This window comes from Phytohabitans aurantiacus (assembly GCF_027923225.1).
GTDB lineage: Bacteria > Actinomycetota > Actinomycetes > Mycobacteriales > Micromonosporaceae > Phytohabitans > Phytohabitans aurantiacus.
The window spans coordinates 416968-431143 of sequence record NZ_BSDI01000001.1 but is presented as its reverse complement, the minus strand read 5'-3'; the positions used below and the strand labels follow the sequence as shown (position 1 = coordinate 431143).

Annotated in this window: 16 protein-coding genes and 1 pseudogene; 4 read left to right on the top strand and 13 right to left on the bottom strand. The window is 70.4% G+C overall.

Annotated elements, in window-relative coordinates; genetic code table 11:
- Window positions 1–12: 12 nt before the first annotated feature.
- From QMG73_RS02190 to QMG73_RS02165, 6 genes are all read right to left on the bottom strand, one after another.
- On the bottom strand, window positions 13–825 hold the full coding sequence (locus QMG73_RS02190) for an HAD family hydrolase (protein ID WP_281892033.1): 813 nt from the start codon (window positions 823–825) through the stop codon (window positions 13–15).
- Window positions 825–1646 carry an HAD family hydrolase gene (locus QMG73_RS02185; RefSeq protein ID WP_281892032.1) on the bottom strand — a complete coding sequence of 274 codons (822 nt, stop codon included), beginning with the start codon at window positions 1644–1646 and terminating at the stop codon, window positions 825–827. Before QMG73_RS02185 ends, QMG73_RS02190 begins: the two co-directional genes overlap by 1 nt.
- A gap of 114 nt (window positions 1647–1760) precedes the next feature.
- Window positions 1761–3017 carry a serine--tRNA ligase gene (gene serS, locus QMG73_RS02180; RefSeq protein WP_281892031.1) on the bottom strand — a complete coding sequence of 419 codons (1257 nt, stop codon included), beginning with the start codon at window positions 3015–3017 and terminating at the stop codon, window positions 1761–1763.
- A 520-nt stretch (window positions 3018–3537) separates the two neighbouring features.
- The gene (locus QMG73_RS02175) at window positions 3538–4296 is read right to left on the bottom strand and encodes a hypothetical protein (protein ID WP_281892030.1); all 759 of its coding nucleotides are present in this window, start codon (window positions 4294–4296) and stop codon (window positions 3538–3540) included.
- A 2-nt stretch (window positions 4297–4298) separates the two neighbouring features.
- Window positions 4299–4775, bottom strand: a complete 477-nt coding sequence (locus QMG73_RS02170; protein WP_281892029.1) for a hypothetical protein — start codon at window positions 4773–4775, stop codon at window positions 4299–4301.
- A gap of 40 nt (window positions 4776–4815) precedes the next feature.
- A complete protein-coding gene (locus QMG73_RS02165; RefSeq protein WP_281892027.1) occupies window positions 4816–5292 on the bottom strand; it encodes a hypothetical protein in 477 nt (158 codons plus the stop codon).
- Between the two features lie 47 nt (window positions 5293–5339).
- On the opposite strand from QMG73_RS02165, the gene QMG73_RS02160 reads away from it, so the two are divergent.
- From QMG73_RS02160 to QMG73_RS02150, 3 genes are all read left to right on the top strand, one after another.
- A complete protein-coding gene (locus QMG73_RS02160) occupies window positions 5340–5768 on the top strand; it encodes an OsmC family protein (RefSeq protein WP_281892026.1) in 429 nt (142 codons plus the stop codon).
- 65 nt (window positions 5769–5833) lie between these two features.
- Window positions 5834–6175 carry a metallopeptidase family protein gene (locus QMG73_RS02155; protein WP_281892216.1) on the top strand — a complete coding sequence of 114 codons (342 nt, stop codon included), beginning with the start codon at window positions 5834–5836 and terminating at the stop codon, window positions 6173–6175.
- Between the two features lie 35 nt (window positions 6176–6210).
- Window positions 6211–6933 carry an AIM24 family protein gene (locus QMG73_RS02150; protein WP_281892025.1) on the top strand — a complete coding sequence of 241 codons (723 nt, stop codon included), beginning with the start codon at window positions 6211–6213 and terminating at the stop codon, window positions 6931–6933.
- Between the two features lie 59 nt (window positions 6934–6992).
- Here the strand turns inward: QMG73_RS02150 and pheA are convergent, their stop codons facing one another.
- The 4 genes from pheA to QMG73_RS02130 form a co-directional block, all read right to left on the bottom strand.
- Window positions 6993–7928, bottom strand: coding sequence for a prephenate dehydratase (gene pheA, locus QMG73_RS02145; RefSeq protein ID WP_281892024.1), 936 nt, complete (start codon window positions 7926–7928; stop codon window positions 6993–6995).
- A 10-nt stretch (window positions 7929–7938) separates the two neighbouring features.
- Entirely contained in the window at window positions 7939–8457 is a 519-nt protein-coding gene (locus QMG73_RS02140) for a hypothetical protein (RefSeq protein WP_407676727.1), read from the bottom strand.
- A gap of 29 nt (window positions 8458–8486) precedes the next feature.
- Window positions 8487–8948, bottom strand: a complete 462-nt coding sequence (locus tag QMG73_RS02135; RefSeq protein WP_281892021.1) for a hypothetical protein — start codon at window positions 8946–8948, stop codon at window positions 8487–8489.
- Window positions 8949–9057: 109 nt separating this feature from the next.
- Window positions 9058–9807, bottom strand: a complete 750-nt coding sequence (locus QMG73_RS02130; RefSeq protein ID WP_281892020.1) for a hypothetical protein — start codon at window positions 9805–9807, stop codon at window positions 9058–9060.
- 166 nt (window positions 9808–9973) lie between these two features.
- On the opposite strand from QMG73_RS02130, the pseudogene QMG73_RS02125 reads away from it, so the two are divergent.
- Window positions 9974–11176 (top strand): annotated as a pseudogene (locus QMG73_RS02125) (arginine deiminase).
- A gap of 68 nt (window positions 11177–11244) precedes the next feature.
- Here QMG73_RS02125 and QMG73_RS02120 read toward each other — a convergent pair.
- The 3 genes from QMG73_RS02120 to QMG73_RS02110 form a co-directional block, all read right to left on the bottom strand.
- Complete coding sequence (locus QMG73_RS02120; protein ID WP_281892019.1) at window positions 11245–12132, bottom strand: DUF5926 family protein; 888 nt, start codon at window positions 12130–12132, stop codon at window positions 11245–11247.
- A 98-nt stretch (window positions 12133–12230) separates the two neighbouring features.
- The gene (locus QMG73_RS02115) at window positions 12231–12656 is read right to left on the bottom strand and encodes an ATP-binding protein (RefSeq protein ID WP_281892215.1); all 426 of its coding nucleotides are present in this window, start codon (window positions 12654–12656) and stop codon (window positions 12231–12233) included.
- Window positions 12657–12681: 25 nt separating this feature from the next.
- The gene (locus tag QMG73_RS02110) at window positions 12682–14142 is read right to left on the bottom strand and encodes a PAS domain-containing sensor histidine kinase (RefSeq protein WP_281892017.1); all 1461 of its coding nucleotides are present in this window, start codon (window positions 14140–14142) and stop codon (window positions 12682–12684) included.
- Window positions 14143–14176: the final 34 nt, after the last annotated feature.

Here is a 14176-nt window from a genome sequence, read left to right as displayed (position 1 = left end):
CGCTCGCCGGTGTCAGTGCGACACGAAGAGCTTCTCCAGGTAGGCCGCCACACCGTCGTCGTCGTTCGAGAGCGTGACGTCGTCGGCGATCTCCCGCACCGCAGGGTGCGCGTTGGCGACCGCCACCGCCCGACCCGCCCAGGTCAGCATCGGTACGTCGTTGGGCATGTCGCCGAAGGCCAGTACCTCGCGCGGGTCGATGCCGTGCCGCTCGCAGAACCACGCCAGGCCAGCGGCCTTGGTGACGCCCGCGGCGGAGATCTCGGCCAGCCCCGAGTACGACGAGTGAGTGGCCTCCGCCACATCGCCCAGCGCCTCGGACACGATCGCCAGGAACGCGTCCGGATCGCGCTCGCTCGCCCGCACCAGCAGCTTCACCGCCGGCAGCGCGGCCAGGTCGTCGGGGGAGTCGAAGACCCGGATCGTCGGGTCGGCCGCATCCCACCGGACCGGCCACCCCGCGTCGTGCCGCAGCCGCCGGCCGTCGTCGACCTCGACTGCGAAGACCGCATCGGGTACCGCCGCCCGCAGTCGCCGCGCCACCTCGGTGAGCAGGTCCGGAGCCAGCGGATCGGCGCGCAGCACCTGGTCTGTGTCCGGGTCGTAGACCACCGCCCCGTTCGCGCAGATCGCCGGGAGAGGCGCGTGCAGTTGGTCGTACACCTGGGCGAGCCACCGCACCGGGCGGCCCGTCACCAGCACGACCGGCGTGCCCTCGGCGGTGATCTGGGCCAGTACGTCGGCGGTGCGCGCGCTGACCGCTCGGTCCTGCCGCACCAGCGTCCCGTCGAGATCCGTGGCGACCAGGCGCGGCGGGGAGTCCATCAACGGGACAGTAGTCGATCGAGGTAGACCGCCACGCCGTCGTCGTCGTTGCGCAAGGTCACCTCGTCGGCGAGGCGCCGCACCGACGGGTGGGCGTTGGAGACCGCGACCCGTCCCCAGCCCGCCCACTCGAACATCGGGATGTCGTTGGGCATGTCACCGAAGACCAGTACCTCGGCCCGGTCGACACCCAGCGCCTCGGCGACCACCATCAGGCCGGTCGCCTTGTCGACGCCGGGCGGGCAGATCTCGACGAACCCGAGCCCCGCCTGCGTGATCGACGCCCGTTCCGGCGAGACGATCTGGCGCGCCGCGGCGAGGAGCGCGTCGACGTCGTGGTCGACGGTGCGGGCGAACGCCTTGATCACCTCGCCCTGGAGGCATTCGGCGCGTGCCCGCTGCTCGAACCTGTCCGGGTACCGCCACGCGGGGTCGTAGTCGCCCCACAGCGGCGAGTCCGGGCTGTCCAGCGCCTCCACCATGACCGTGAGCGGCCCGACCTGCGCCTCCAGGTCGGCGATGACGCCCGCGAGCACCTCACCCGGCAGCCGCTCGTCGCGCAGTACCGCAGGGCCGGCCGGGTCGCTCTGGTCGACGACCCGTCCACCGCCGGCCATCACGAGGAAGTCGGCGGCGCGGATGTCGTTGCGCGTCAGCTCGGCCAGCCGCGGCCCGCGCCCGGTCGCGCCCACGATCGGGATGCCCGCCGCCCGTACCCGGTCCAGCACCTCATGGGTGAATTCCGACACCGTGTCGTCGCTGCGCACGAGCGTGCCGTCGAGGTCGGTGGCGATGAGTTTGGGCAATCCCGGGCGCGGCATGGTTCCTCCTCACCCGGCCGGCGCCGGGGACGGCGAATCCGCCCCGGTGACGGCGGGGGAGCAAACGTACCTCGCCGATTGCTACTCATCCATGACTTTTGTGCGACGTCCGCGTCACGCGGGCTCTAACACGTCCCGCCCGCCCAGGTACGGCTGGAGCGCCTTGGGCACCCGCACCGAGCCGTCTGCCTGCTGGTGGTTTTCCAGGATCGGGATCAGCCAGCGGGTGGTCGCCAGGGTGCCGTTGAGGGTCGCGACCGTCTGCGTGCGGCCATCCGCGTCCCGGTACCGGATGTTGAGCCGGCGGGCTTGGAAGGTCGTGCAGTTCGACGTGGAGGTGACCTCGCGGTACCGCCCCTGCGACGGCACCCACGCCTCGCAGTCGAACTTGCGCGCCGCGCTCGAACCCAGGTCGCCCGCGGCCGTGTCGATCACCCGGTAGGGGATCTCGACCTTGGCGAGCATCTCCTCCTCCCAGGCCAGCAGGCGCCGGTGCTCGTCGCGCGCCTCTTCGGGCCGGCAGAACGAGAACATCTCCACCTTGTTGAACTGGTGCACGCGCATGATGCCCCGCACGTCCTTGCCGTGCGAGCCGGCCTCCCGCCGGAAGCACGACGACGACCCGGCGTACCGGATCGGCCCGTCGAGGTCGAGGATCTCGCCCGTGTGGAACGCCGCCAGAGCCACCTCGCTCGTGCCGACCAGGAAGAGGTCGTCGGCCTCCAGCCGGTAGACCTCGCTGGCGTGTGCGCCCAGGTAGCCGGTGCCCTCCATCGACTCCGGCTTGACCAGCACGGGCGGGATGACCGGCGTGAAGTCGTACTCGACCGCCTGCGCGATCGCGAGCTGCAGCAAGGCGTTTTCCAGCAGGGCGCCCACGCCGATCAGGAAGTAGAACCGGCTGCCTGACACCTTCGCGCCGCGCTCCATGTCGACCGCGCGCAGCGCCTCGCTGATCTCCAGGTGGTCGCGCGGGTTGGCCAGGTCGGGCTTGGTGCCGACCTCGCGCAGCACGACGTAGTCGTCTTCGCCCCCGGGCGGAGCGCCCTCTTCGACGAGGTTGGACACGGCCATGTGCGCCTTACGCAGTGCCTGCTCGGCCTCGTTGGCGGCCGCCTCGGCCGCCTTCACCTCGGCCGACAGCTCCTTGGTGCGCGCCAGCAGGGCGGCTCGCTCGTCACCCTTGGCCGAAGACACCTGCTTGCCGAGCAACTTCTGCTCGCCGCGCACCGCCTCGAAGCGCTGCACGGCCGCCCGCCGCTCCTCGTCGGCGCGGAGCAGGTCATCGACGCGCGACTCGGACTCGTTTCGGGCTCGCTGGCTCGCGCGTACGGCATCCGGATCTTCGCGAAGCAGGCGGAGGTCAATCACGACAAACCAGCCTACCGGCCGCCCCCACCCTCCCGCCGCCGGGTTTAACCCCACCCCCGCGCCCCGCCGCCCGCGGCTCGCTGGGCCCCGCCGGGCCCGCGGCCGCGCCCGCCGCCCCTCTTCCGCCGATCAAGGGCGAACGCACGTGATTCGATCTCAAATCCGCGTGCATTCGCCCTTGATCCGTGCGATTGCCCTTGATCGGCGGGCGCGGAACCGGGATCTGAGCTACCGCGATGCCCGTCGCGGCTGAGACCGTCGCTCCCGCGGCCTCACCCTCCGCGTGCGGTCGCGCTCACCCCATGCCGCCGCGCCTCTGCGGTCCCCGCAGAATCCTGGTTTTTGTCGCCTCGAACGCGCTCGGAAGCCGCAGTATCAGCGTTTCTGCTGCCACGTCCGGGCGGGGTTGCCGCCACGTCCCGGGTGGGTTGTGTAGCCGCGGAGGGTGAGGCCGCGGGAGCAACGCGCCCGGACCGCGGCGGGTATCGCGGTAGCTCGAAATCTCCTGTAGTAGAGGGTTTTACTCGCGGTCGGGCTGGTCGGTGAGGGGGACGAAGGGGGCGGCGGGTGAGACCGTGAGGTCGATCGGCTGCGCTATCTCCTCAGCCTGAGTCTCCTTCGCGGCCGGGCGGCGCCAGGGCCAGTCGGATTCGGCCGGCGCCAGATCGTCGCTCTCCGCCGAGGCGGCGCCGGTCGCGATGGATCCGGCGGCCGTCGGCATGAGCCGGCCCGCGAGGTAGAGCGCCAACGCGAGCCCGCCGACCCCGAGGAACGCCATCGTCAGCCCGCGGCCGTACGTGAGCTCGTACTGCGGCGCGTCCGGCCCGTTGTAGATGCCGAGTGAGGCGACCGCGACGCTCCGGTCGTTCAGGTCGAACGCGATCGCGACGACGACCGCGCCCAACGTGCCCGCCATCGCGAGGCCGATCACGCGGGCGAGGTCGCGCACCGCGGGTTGGGCGAAGAGCACCAGCGCCACGCAGGCGACCAGCGCGAAGACGCCGATCAGGTACGCGGCCGCCCAGCCACCCAACTCGCCCAGACCGGCCGGTACGGGCGCTGGCGACAGGCCCTGCCCGAAGAAGTCCGGCTCGTTGATCGTGGTGACCTGCCACTCGCCGGCCAGCGACGCGAAGAGCGCGAGGGCTGCGAGCCCGGCGACGACCGGTACGACCCGGCGGTCGTGGCGCAGCTTGCCCAGCACGTCGTTGAGCGCCGCGCGGCGGCTACGCGGCTCCTGCCCGCCGAACTCCACAACCGCCGCGTCGTCGTCAGTCATGCTCAGACACTCTCCGCCTCAAGCGCACTCAGCAACACAACCCTGCTCTCGACGTATTCGTCCCGAACAAGGCGATGCTGATAAATGACCGTGTCTCCGTCGATCTCGTCCACGCGCCAGTATTCCGGGATCCTCCCAGCGGCGTAGCGTGCGGGAGCAGGAGAGACCGCATCGACGACCAGTTCGAATGCGCGCGCAGGATGGTAGGCAGCGTCCTTCGGCGGGCCGTGGAACACTCCGACGTCACAGCACCCGATCTCGCCTGGGCCGACCACGACGCCCTGGTTGTGGTAGGCCAGTCTGCCCTGGGCGCGTAACAAACGGCATACCCGCGCGATCCCATCTGCCTGCCAGGGCCGCATTGCCCGTGCGGAGAGGGTCAGCCTTCCCTCGCTTACCTCGTAGCGGTAGTCGGGAGGAAGCCCTTCCAGCAGTTCCGGTGTCCATTCGTTGGTCACCGGCAGCTCGATTGTCCGCATGGCGTACACCTCCTGGGCTGCTCCTCACCCAGGATAGGAGTCATTCCCGCTGGGTGCGGACTGACAAAAGGGCGCCGCCCAACGCCAGTACCAGTGGAGCCGCGACCCCGTACCCGACGCCGGACGCTCGCGCGGCGCGGACGTCGATCATCGCGATCCCGCTGACCACGGTGTCCACCGACGTGCTGGCGAGACGCCCGGCGAGCGCGCTGGCGAGTGCCATGCCCGCGACGCCGAAGGCGAGCCCGGCGAGTGCCGCCCACCGCGCGGCCGCGCCCTTGGCCACGGCAGTCCAGGCGACCAGGCCGAGCAGCGCGAAGAGCATGACCACGTACCACCAGCCGAGGTCGACCTGGAACACGGCGAGCTTGCCCTTGTGGTCGAGGCCGGCGTCGCCGACGGGCACGTCGACCGCGAGCCGGTATGTCGCCCACGGCAACGCCAGAGCGAGCAACGCCAGCACGAATCCGACTCCCGCGACCAGCCCGCCGCCCACCGTGGCCACCTTCCGGCTCATGCGCCGCATCGTCGCATCACGGTGTGCTTTGGGCTAGCGTCGGGTGCATGGCTATCCGCACCGCATCCGCCCTTTGGCAGGGCAATCTCACCGAGGGTTCCGGCACGGTCCGCACTGGTAAGGGCGGGTACGAGGGGAACTACTCCTTCAAGTCCCGATTCGAAGAGGGCGAGGGCACAAATCCAGAGGAGCTGATCGGTGCCGCGCATGCCGGCTGCTTCTCGATGTTCCTCTCGAAGGTTCTCGCCGACGCCGGCTACACGCCCGACTCGGTGAACACGACGGCCAACGTGCACCTGGAGAAGACCGACGCCGGCATGACGGTGACCCGGATCGATCTGGAGACGGTCGGCGAGGTGCCGGGCATCGACGAGGCGGAGTTCCAGAAGAGCGCGGAGAACGCCAAGGCGAACTGCCCGATCTCCCGCCTGCTGGCTCCCGGCGCGGAGATCAACCTCTCCGCACGGCTCGCCTGATCCGATCCGCTCCTGTGCCCGGCGGTGCTCCTGCCGTCGGGCACAATTGGCGCGTGCCCGTCGACATGACCCGTGAGCGGTTCGAAGAGCTGGTCAGCGAGGCCCTCGACGAGGTGCCTGAAGAGCTGCTCGGGCTCATGAGCAACGTCGTGATCTTGGTTGAGGACGACCCGCCCACCGGCGACCCGCACCTGCTCGGACTGTACGAGGGGTATGCGCTGACCAACCGGGGCTGGGACTACGCCGGCGTACTGCCCGACCGGATCACCATTTACCGCAACCCGACGCTGCGCATCTGCGAGAACGAGGATGACGTAGTGGAGGAGGTGGCGGTGACCGTCGTACACGAGATCGCCCACCACTTCGGCATCGATGATGACCGGCTGCACGAGCTGGGCTGGGATTAGTTTCGCTGGTTGCCGGGCGGTCCTACGCTCCAGACATGCGTAGCGCGCTCTTTTCGGCAGAGAACCTCGAAAAGGAGTCGGCCCAGCCGGGCCTGCGACTCCAGAACTCCAAGATGTTGAAGATAGAGCTCAACGGCGAGTGCATGGCCCGCACCGGTGCCATGGTCGCCTACCAGGGGCAGGTGCAGTTCCAGGCGCTTGGCTCGGGTGGTCTCGGCAAGTTCCTCAAGCAGAAGCTGACCGGCGAGGGCGTGCCGTTGATGAAGATGACGGGTCGGGGTGACGTCTTCCTCGCCGACCTGGCCTCCGACGTGCACCTGATCGACCTGGAGCAGGGCGACGCCCTGTCGATCAACGGGTCGAGCGTGCTGGCGTTCGACTCGACGCTCCAGTACGACATCCAGATGGTGCAGGGCATGGGCATGCTGTCGTCGGCGGGCATGTTCAACTGCGTCTTCAGCGGATACGGGCGGATCGCGGTGACCACGAAGGGCACCCCGGTCGTCCTCAACGTCGACCAGCCGACGTACGTCGACCCGCAGGCGGCGGTCTGCTGGTCGGCCAACCTCCAGACCGGGTACCACCGGGCGGAGCAGCTCGGCTTGGGCACGCTGCTCGGCCGGCGTACGGGTGAGGCGTTCACGATGAGCTTCGCGGGCCAGGGCTTCGTGGTCGTGCAGCCGTCGGAAGAGCCGCCGGTGCAGGGCATGGGCCAGCAACAGCAGGGCGGCGGGCTGGGCGGGCTCTTCGGCGGCTGACCGTCCCGCGTGATCATTGCGTCATTCAAGGCGTAAGAGCGACTTGAATGACGCAATGATCACGGGAGGTCGCCGCCGCGGATGCGCGCCAGCCAGTCCGCGGCGTCCGCGTAGTCCACATCGGAGAGTCCGGCCGGCGCGGGGACCGGTCGGTCGCTCTCCGATACCCACCGGTGCCTCGGGTACGAGCCGAGGAAGCGGACGTCCGCGCAGATCCGCCGGAGCCCCTGCAACGCCTCGCCGACGCGACCATCGGCGACGTGCCCGGTGCAGTCCAGGAAGAAGACGTACCGGCCGAGGCGCTCGCCGGTCGGGCGGGACTCGATGCGGGTGAGGTTGACCCCGCGGACGGCCAGCTCCATCAGCACCGCGAGCAGCGCACCGACCCGGTCGTGCGCGATGTAGACGGCCAGCGAGGTCAGGTCGTCACCGGTCGGTGGCGGCGGTGACGCGGGCCGGGTCACCAGGACGAACCTTGTCACGGCGTCGGGATGGTCAGCGATCTTTTCGGCGAGCACCGTCAGCCCGAACCGGCCTGCGGCGATCGGCGCGCAGATGGCCGCGTCGTACTCGCCCTGAGCGGCGGCGATGGCGGCGGCCGAGTTCGACAGCATGTCGACGACCGTGGCGTCCGGCAGGTGCGACCTGAGCCAGCCCCGGCACTGAGCGGACGCCTGCGGGTGGGCGGCGAGGCTTTGGATCTGGTCGAGCGGGACCGCCGTGCGGGCGGTCAGCACGAACTCGACCGGAATCACCACTTCCTGGGTGATCATCAGGGGCGTGCCGTCGACGATCTCGTCGAGCGTGATCGCCACCGACCCGCCGATCGAGTTTTCCAGCGGCACGAGCGCCGCGTCGGCCTCGCCCGCCCGGACCGCGTCGAGCGCTTCCGGGACGCTGCGCATGGGGGTACGCGTGCCGCGCTCGGCCTCGGGCAGCGTGTGGAGCGCCTGCTCGGTGAACGTGGCCTCCGGCCCGAGGTAGACGAAGCGCATGCCTGTAAGCCTAGACAGGCCCTGCGGCATCACACGCCAGGGTGCGGATACCGGCTGGCGCCTCCGTGCGTACCGGGATGCTGCACACGTCGGTGCCAGCGGTGACGACGGTCAGCGAGCCGGATTGACCGCGGGTCACCACGATCAGCGGGTCGCTGTTGGGGATCAGGACCACCGCGTACTGCCAGGTGCCGGCGCACTGCGGGTCGCCGGCGCGGACGGTCGCGTTGACCCCGGAAGGCAGCAGGCCGGAGGAGCGCCGAAGCGCCGCGATCACCTGCGCGCCGGTGGGCCGGCCACCGCAGCTCACCGCTGCCTCCTCGGGAAACCCGGACCTGGTCGGTGACGGCGTGGGCGTGGCCTGGCTGCTGTGACTGGGCAACGGGGTGACCGGAGCCTCGGTCTTCGGTGACGGCACCACGTCACCCGGCGGGTCCCGGAGTTCCGGCGGCACCCCGCACGCACTGGTCAGGGCAGCGCAGGCGACGATGGCCGCCAATGTGCGCAGGGGGGAGAGCACGCGCCACATCGTAGGCGCCGCTGGCGGGCGAGCGGGACTCAGACCTCGCAGAAAAACGTGAGCGATCCGGCTACCGAGCCGCCGTCGAGCAACGGCGAGGCGATCGCGTCGACCGTGACGACCTCGTCGGTGCCGCCCTCGGCGACGATCCGCAGCAGCCCGCGCGCGAGCCGCCCCGACTTCAGCGCCAGCCGTGGCGGGATCTTTTCGATCTCGGCCTCGGTGAGCTCGCTGCGGGCCTGCGTGAAGTCGACGAGCCGGAGCACGCCGTCGGTCAGAGAGCGGCCGGTGGCGTCGTCGGGCGTGCCGAGGCGGAGCAGCCGGCAGCACTCCTCTGAGACCGCGACGATCAACATCTGGGCGTCGATGAGGAGGCAGGGCTCGGCGGCGGCCGCGACAGTGGGCGTCCACAGTGCCACGCTGCCGCCGTACTCCGGCTCGATGGTCGTGGACGCATGCGGCACGTACGCTTCCGAGAGCGAGAGTTCGACGTGCGCCACCCGCGCCTCCAATACGCTCCGCTGCTCACCGCAACGCTAGGTCGGCCCACCGCTACGCTAGCGGGTTTTGGCGCCAATCGCCGACCCCGGCAGTGTCCGGCGGGTCACGCTACCGGCGCGCCCCCTTCTTGTCAGCGGCCGTTCGGCCGTCCTCGTACCACCGGTAGTCGGCCGCCGACCGGTACGGTGCGTTGAGCCAAGTGGCCGGGTGGCGTGCAACCTGAGAGAGCTTTTCCGCCGTCGCGGGAGAGATGCGCTGGCCGCCGGCTACGAGCAGGCGGTCGAGCTCGCGGTGGGTCGCGACGAGGCAGTCTCGCGGCAGGCCGTACACGCTGATCACGCCCGACCCGACGAAGGTGAGCACGGGGGTGACCGGGACGGTGATGCCCACCGCGGCGGACAGCGCCTTGCTGGCTCGCTTGGCGTCGCGGCGGGTCTCGGAGAAGTATTCGGGGCGCTTGCCGTTGATCTGTACGACATCGCCGGCGATCATCACGCGAGCCCGGCCGTGGTCGGCGACCGTCACCGCGAACAGGCCGCTCGGCCCGATTGCGAGGAACCCGGCGCGCTCGTCGCGCCCGCGTGAGTCGAGCCCGGGCAGGGCCGGCGCGTCGGTGCGGGGCCAGTCGACCACGTGCCACGCGGGGCCGAGTTGGTCCAGGCGGGTGAGTGCGCGGTTGCCAGCGGCCTCGACGCGGCGGGTCTCGCGCTCGGCGAGGCGACGGCGGGCCCAGTCGAGGGGCGTCGGGCGAACCGCTTCGAGAACCGCCGGCGTGTTGCCCTGGGACGGTGGCTTTTCGCTGGCGGGGGGAAGTGCCCGCTGTGGGGGCACGGCACGACGCGCAGGGAAGACAGTCATCGCGGACCTCCGGCAAAAGGTCTCTCGAAGTTATGGTTCCACTACCGTACGTGGCTAGATGCCTACGCAAGAAGGTGTTGAGGGCGAGTGACTGGGGATGAATGCCGCATTCACGACCCGCCTCTTTTGTCAGATGGTGCTACCCGACTGACTTAGGCTGCCCGTTGTGGCCCATTACGTGGACAGCGAAGTAGGCCGGCTCGGCACCGTCCTCCTGCACAGACCGGGTCCGGAGCTGGCCCGGCTGACCCCTCGCAACAATGATTCCCTGCTCTTCGACGCGATTCCATGGGTGGGACGTGCCCAGGAGGAGCACGACGCGTTCGCCGGCGCTCTGCGCGCTCACGGGGTTGAGGTCCTGTACCTCGGCCACCTGCTCGCCGAAACACTGGCGATCGACGAGGCGCGTGCCGAACTGACCGCACAGGTACTGGCCGACCCCCGACTGGGTGACACGCTTCGCCGCCGGGTGGCCGACCATCTGGCGTACCTCGATCCGACCGCGCTCGCCGCGGTGCTCACCGCCGGCCTGGCGCACGAGGAACTGCGCACCGGCGGTGGACTTGTCTACGCCCTGATGGACCGGTACGAGTTCGTCATCGATCCGCTGCCCAACCTGCTCTTCACGCGCGACTCGTCGGTGTGGATCAGGGACCGGGCGGCGGTCACCAGCCTCGCGATGCCCGCCCGGCAACGCGAAACCACCCTCACCCACGCGATCTACCAGCACCATCCCCGGTTCGCGGGCACGGATCTGGCGTACGAGCCGGCACTGGAGCATGTGGAGGGTGGTGACGTGCTGCTGCTGGCGCCCGGGGTGATCGCCGTTGGTGTCGGCGAGCGCACCACGCCGGCCGGCGCCGAGCGGCTGGCCCGCCGGGTCTTCGGCGCCGGGCTCGCGCACACCATCCTGGCCGTGCCGATCGCACAGAAACGCGCCACCATGCACCTCGACACGATCGTCACGATGGTCGACGTCGACGCGGTGCTGATGTACCCGAACATCGCCGACGCCCTGGTCGCGTACACGGTGATCGCGGGGGACGGTGCCGGTGACCCGCGGGTGGACGGGCCGGCGCCGTTTCTGCGCGCGGCGGCCGACGCCATGGACATCGACGCTTTGCGGGTGATCGACACCGGTCTCGACCCGGTCACCGCCGAGCGCGAGCAGTGGGACGACGGCAACAACACGCTCGCGATCGGGCCGCGGCTGTGTGTCGCGTACGAGCGCAACGTGGAGACCAACGCGTAGCTCGAACGCGCGGGGATCGAGGTGATCCGGATCCCCGGGTCGGAGCTGGGCTCCGGCCGTGGTGGTCCGCGCTGCATGTCGTGCCCGCTGGTCCGCGCCCCGCTCACCGCGGCGTGAGCGCCCCTTCGGCGTGATCAGGGCGTCCCTCAAGCTGCTGGAACGACTTGAGGGACGCCCTTCACGCTTCAGCGCAACGTGAGCTGGCGTCCCAGCAGGCCCTGCTTGGCACGGCGGGCGGCGGTATCCAGCGGGGTCGTGTCGCCGAGGGCGTCGCCGTATCGCTTCGCGAAGTCGGCCAGCGGTGCCTCCCACTCGGCGGCCTCAGGGCCACCGGGGATGTCCCACACCGGCACCAGCCGCCCGTGCGCCCGGAACATGCCGGCGAACTTCGTGCCCTCGCCGAGCAGCAGCTCACCGGCGCCGGCCAGGCGGGCCAGCGCGTTGAGGGCGGCGTCCTCGTCGTCCGGCAGTACCCAGCGCACGTGTCCCTTCTCGGGGACCCGGCACCAGTACGCGGCGTGCGCGGCGGCCAGCTTGACGGTCGGGTAGATCGAGGCGTTCGCGCGCTCCAGCGAAGACTTCACGTTCGGGTCTTCGGCCGCGTCGTCGTCTAGCCAGAACTCGAAGGTCTCGTGCATCGTGATCTCGAGTGGCTCGTCGACCAGGATGTCCTGGAGGCGCTGCCCCTCACCGGGCAGGGCGGGCACCGCCACCGTGCCGCCCGGCTTGGTCTGCAGGGCGCAGAGGATCGCCACAGCGAGGTCGCGCGAGACGTCGCCGGATTGCACGTGCCGCTGGAGGCCGACGAAGATACGGCCGTCCGGCTTGGTCATCGCGGGCCACGCCATCGGCAGTACCGTGGCGAGGGTGACCGGGCGGTCGCCGTACTGCTCGACCAGCTCGGGCCGCAGGCGCAACGGCGCGGACGCCGCCGGCACCAACTCGCGCAGCGCGATCCACTCAGGCTCGTCGACCAGGCCCTCGAACGGCCGGGGTACGAAGATGTCGCGCACCTTCTGGCGCTTGGGCGCCGCGTCGGCGGCGGACCGGGTGTTCTTTCGACGCTTGCTCACTCATTCTCCTGGTGCGCTCGCTCCGCGACGCCCTGAGGCGCTTGCTCACGGCAGACCAGCCTAGGCTCTGTGTGGGGGGTGTGTGGTCAATGGCGCGGCTATCCCTGCAAAGGGACCGAGACTTCCGCCCACACGCTCTGCCCGAGGCCGTCGCGTTCGACGCCCCAGCGAGCGGAGAGGGCGTCCACGATGCCCAGCCCGCGCCCGTCGATGGCGTCCACGGCCACCGTGCGGATGTGGGGCGGTTCGAGGGCGCCGCCGTCGGTGACCCGCACCTGCAGCACCGGTGTCTCGTCGCCGCCACCCGGCCGTAGCCGCCACGCCACCCGGATCACGCCGCCAGGCAGGGGATCGGCGTGCATCACCGCGTTGCCGACCAGCTCAGCCAGGACGGCGACCGCGTCGGCCAGCAGCGTGGGAGGCAGCGAATCGCGCAGCTCCGTGACCAGGCGCTGCCGGGCCATGCGGGCACCGCGGGGGTGGTGTGGCACGACAACGCACCAGGCTCGCTCAGCCAGCGCCATCGACACGTGTGCCTCCTGCCGTCACCTATCCGCGGGGGAGTCGCACCTCTGCGACCGTACCGCCTCCGTCGCGTGGACGAAGGGACACCCATCCGTTTTGTCGTTCAACGATCCTTCTAACGAGAAAGAGGCCGAGACCGGTGCCTGGATACCTTCGACGATCACCTTGTTCTCCTTGCCAGAACCGGTCGAAGGCGCGCTCCACATGATCCGGCCGTACCCCGATGCCCCGATCGGAAACCCGGAAGGCCACCGTGCGCTCGTCTGCTTCGGCGGTCACCTCGACAGGGGTACCCGGATTTGAATATTTCTCCGCGTTGGTGGCCAGTTCGGTGAGGACGGTCGCCATGCTGGTGCGGTCGCCGAGCGCCTTGGGCAGATCGTCGGGCAGGTTGACGGCCAACCGGCGGCGCAGGTCGGCGGGGAGCGTGTTGGCGGCCGAGCGCAACGCGTCGACGAGGTCGAACGGCACCGGGGCGGCACCGCCCACCTGTACCCCGTCGTTGGCGGCGGACAGCAGCCGGTCGACCAGCCGCGCCAACTCGCCCGCGCGCAGCCCGATGACCCGGGCGGCTTCGCGGCGGTCCGGCTCGGGGAGCGAGTCCCAGTGGTTGCACAGCGTGTCCGCGTACCCCTTGATGACCGTGACCGGCGTGCGGAGCTCATGGCTGGTGACCGCGACGAAGAGGTCGCGGTCGTGGTCGTGGCGGTACTGGTCGGTGGTGTCGCGGAAGGTGACCACCCGGGACTCGAACGTGCCCGGCAGCTCGCCGGACGTGATCTTGAGCCAGCGGCCGTCTGGCATCCGGTGGTCGAGCACCTGGCCGGACGGCGGGATCGAGAAGGGCAGCTTCTGGTTGATCATCTTCGTCGCGGGCATGCCGGTGACCTGCTCGGCGGCCGGGTTCCACAGCCGGACCGTCCCCTCGCGGTCGATGATCGCCAAGCCGTCGGCGAGCGCGGCCACCGCCGGCCCGTCACCGTGCACCGGCAGGCCCGCCAGGTCGCCGTACATGTGCGCGACGCAGGTGGCGAGGTAGGACATGAGGGTGTGGTGCTCGGTGCCGGCCTCGCCATCGGCATCGGTGAAGTAGGCGTGCAGCCCGCCGATCACCATGCCGCGCAGCTCCGTGCGCGCGTAGAGCATCCGCTGGAGGCCGCGGCCGATCATCTGGTCGGCGAGCGCGCGGTCGAGGGCGCGCACGGGCAGGCAGGCCGTGCGCGGGCCGGCGAGCAGGCGCGCGGTGGCCGGATCGGAGGTGTCGACCGGCCGGCCCAGCGTCCACTCCGCGGCGCCGGTGGCCGCGACGACCCGGCCGCCGGTCGGCCCGTACTCGGCGAACGACATGCCGGCGGCGCCCAACGCCCGTTCGAAGAGTTTGAGCTGGTGCCCCAGGACGGGGAGGCCGGAGTCTCCCGAGTTGGTCATCTCGATGACGATGGCCTGCCCGGCGATGAGAGCGGCGTAGTCGGGACGCTCCGGCATGACCTGAGTCTGCCCTGTCTCGTCGATTTTGTGC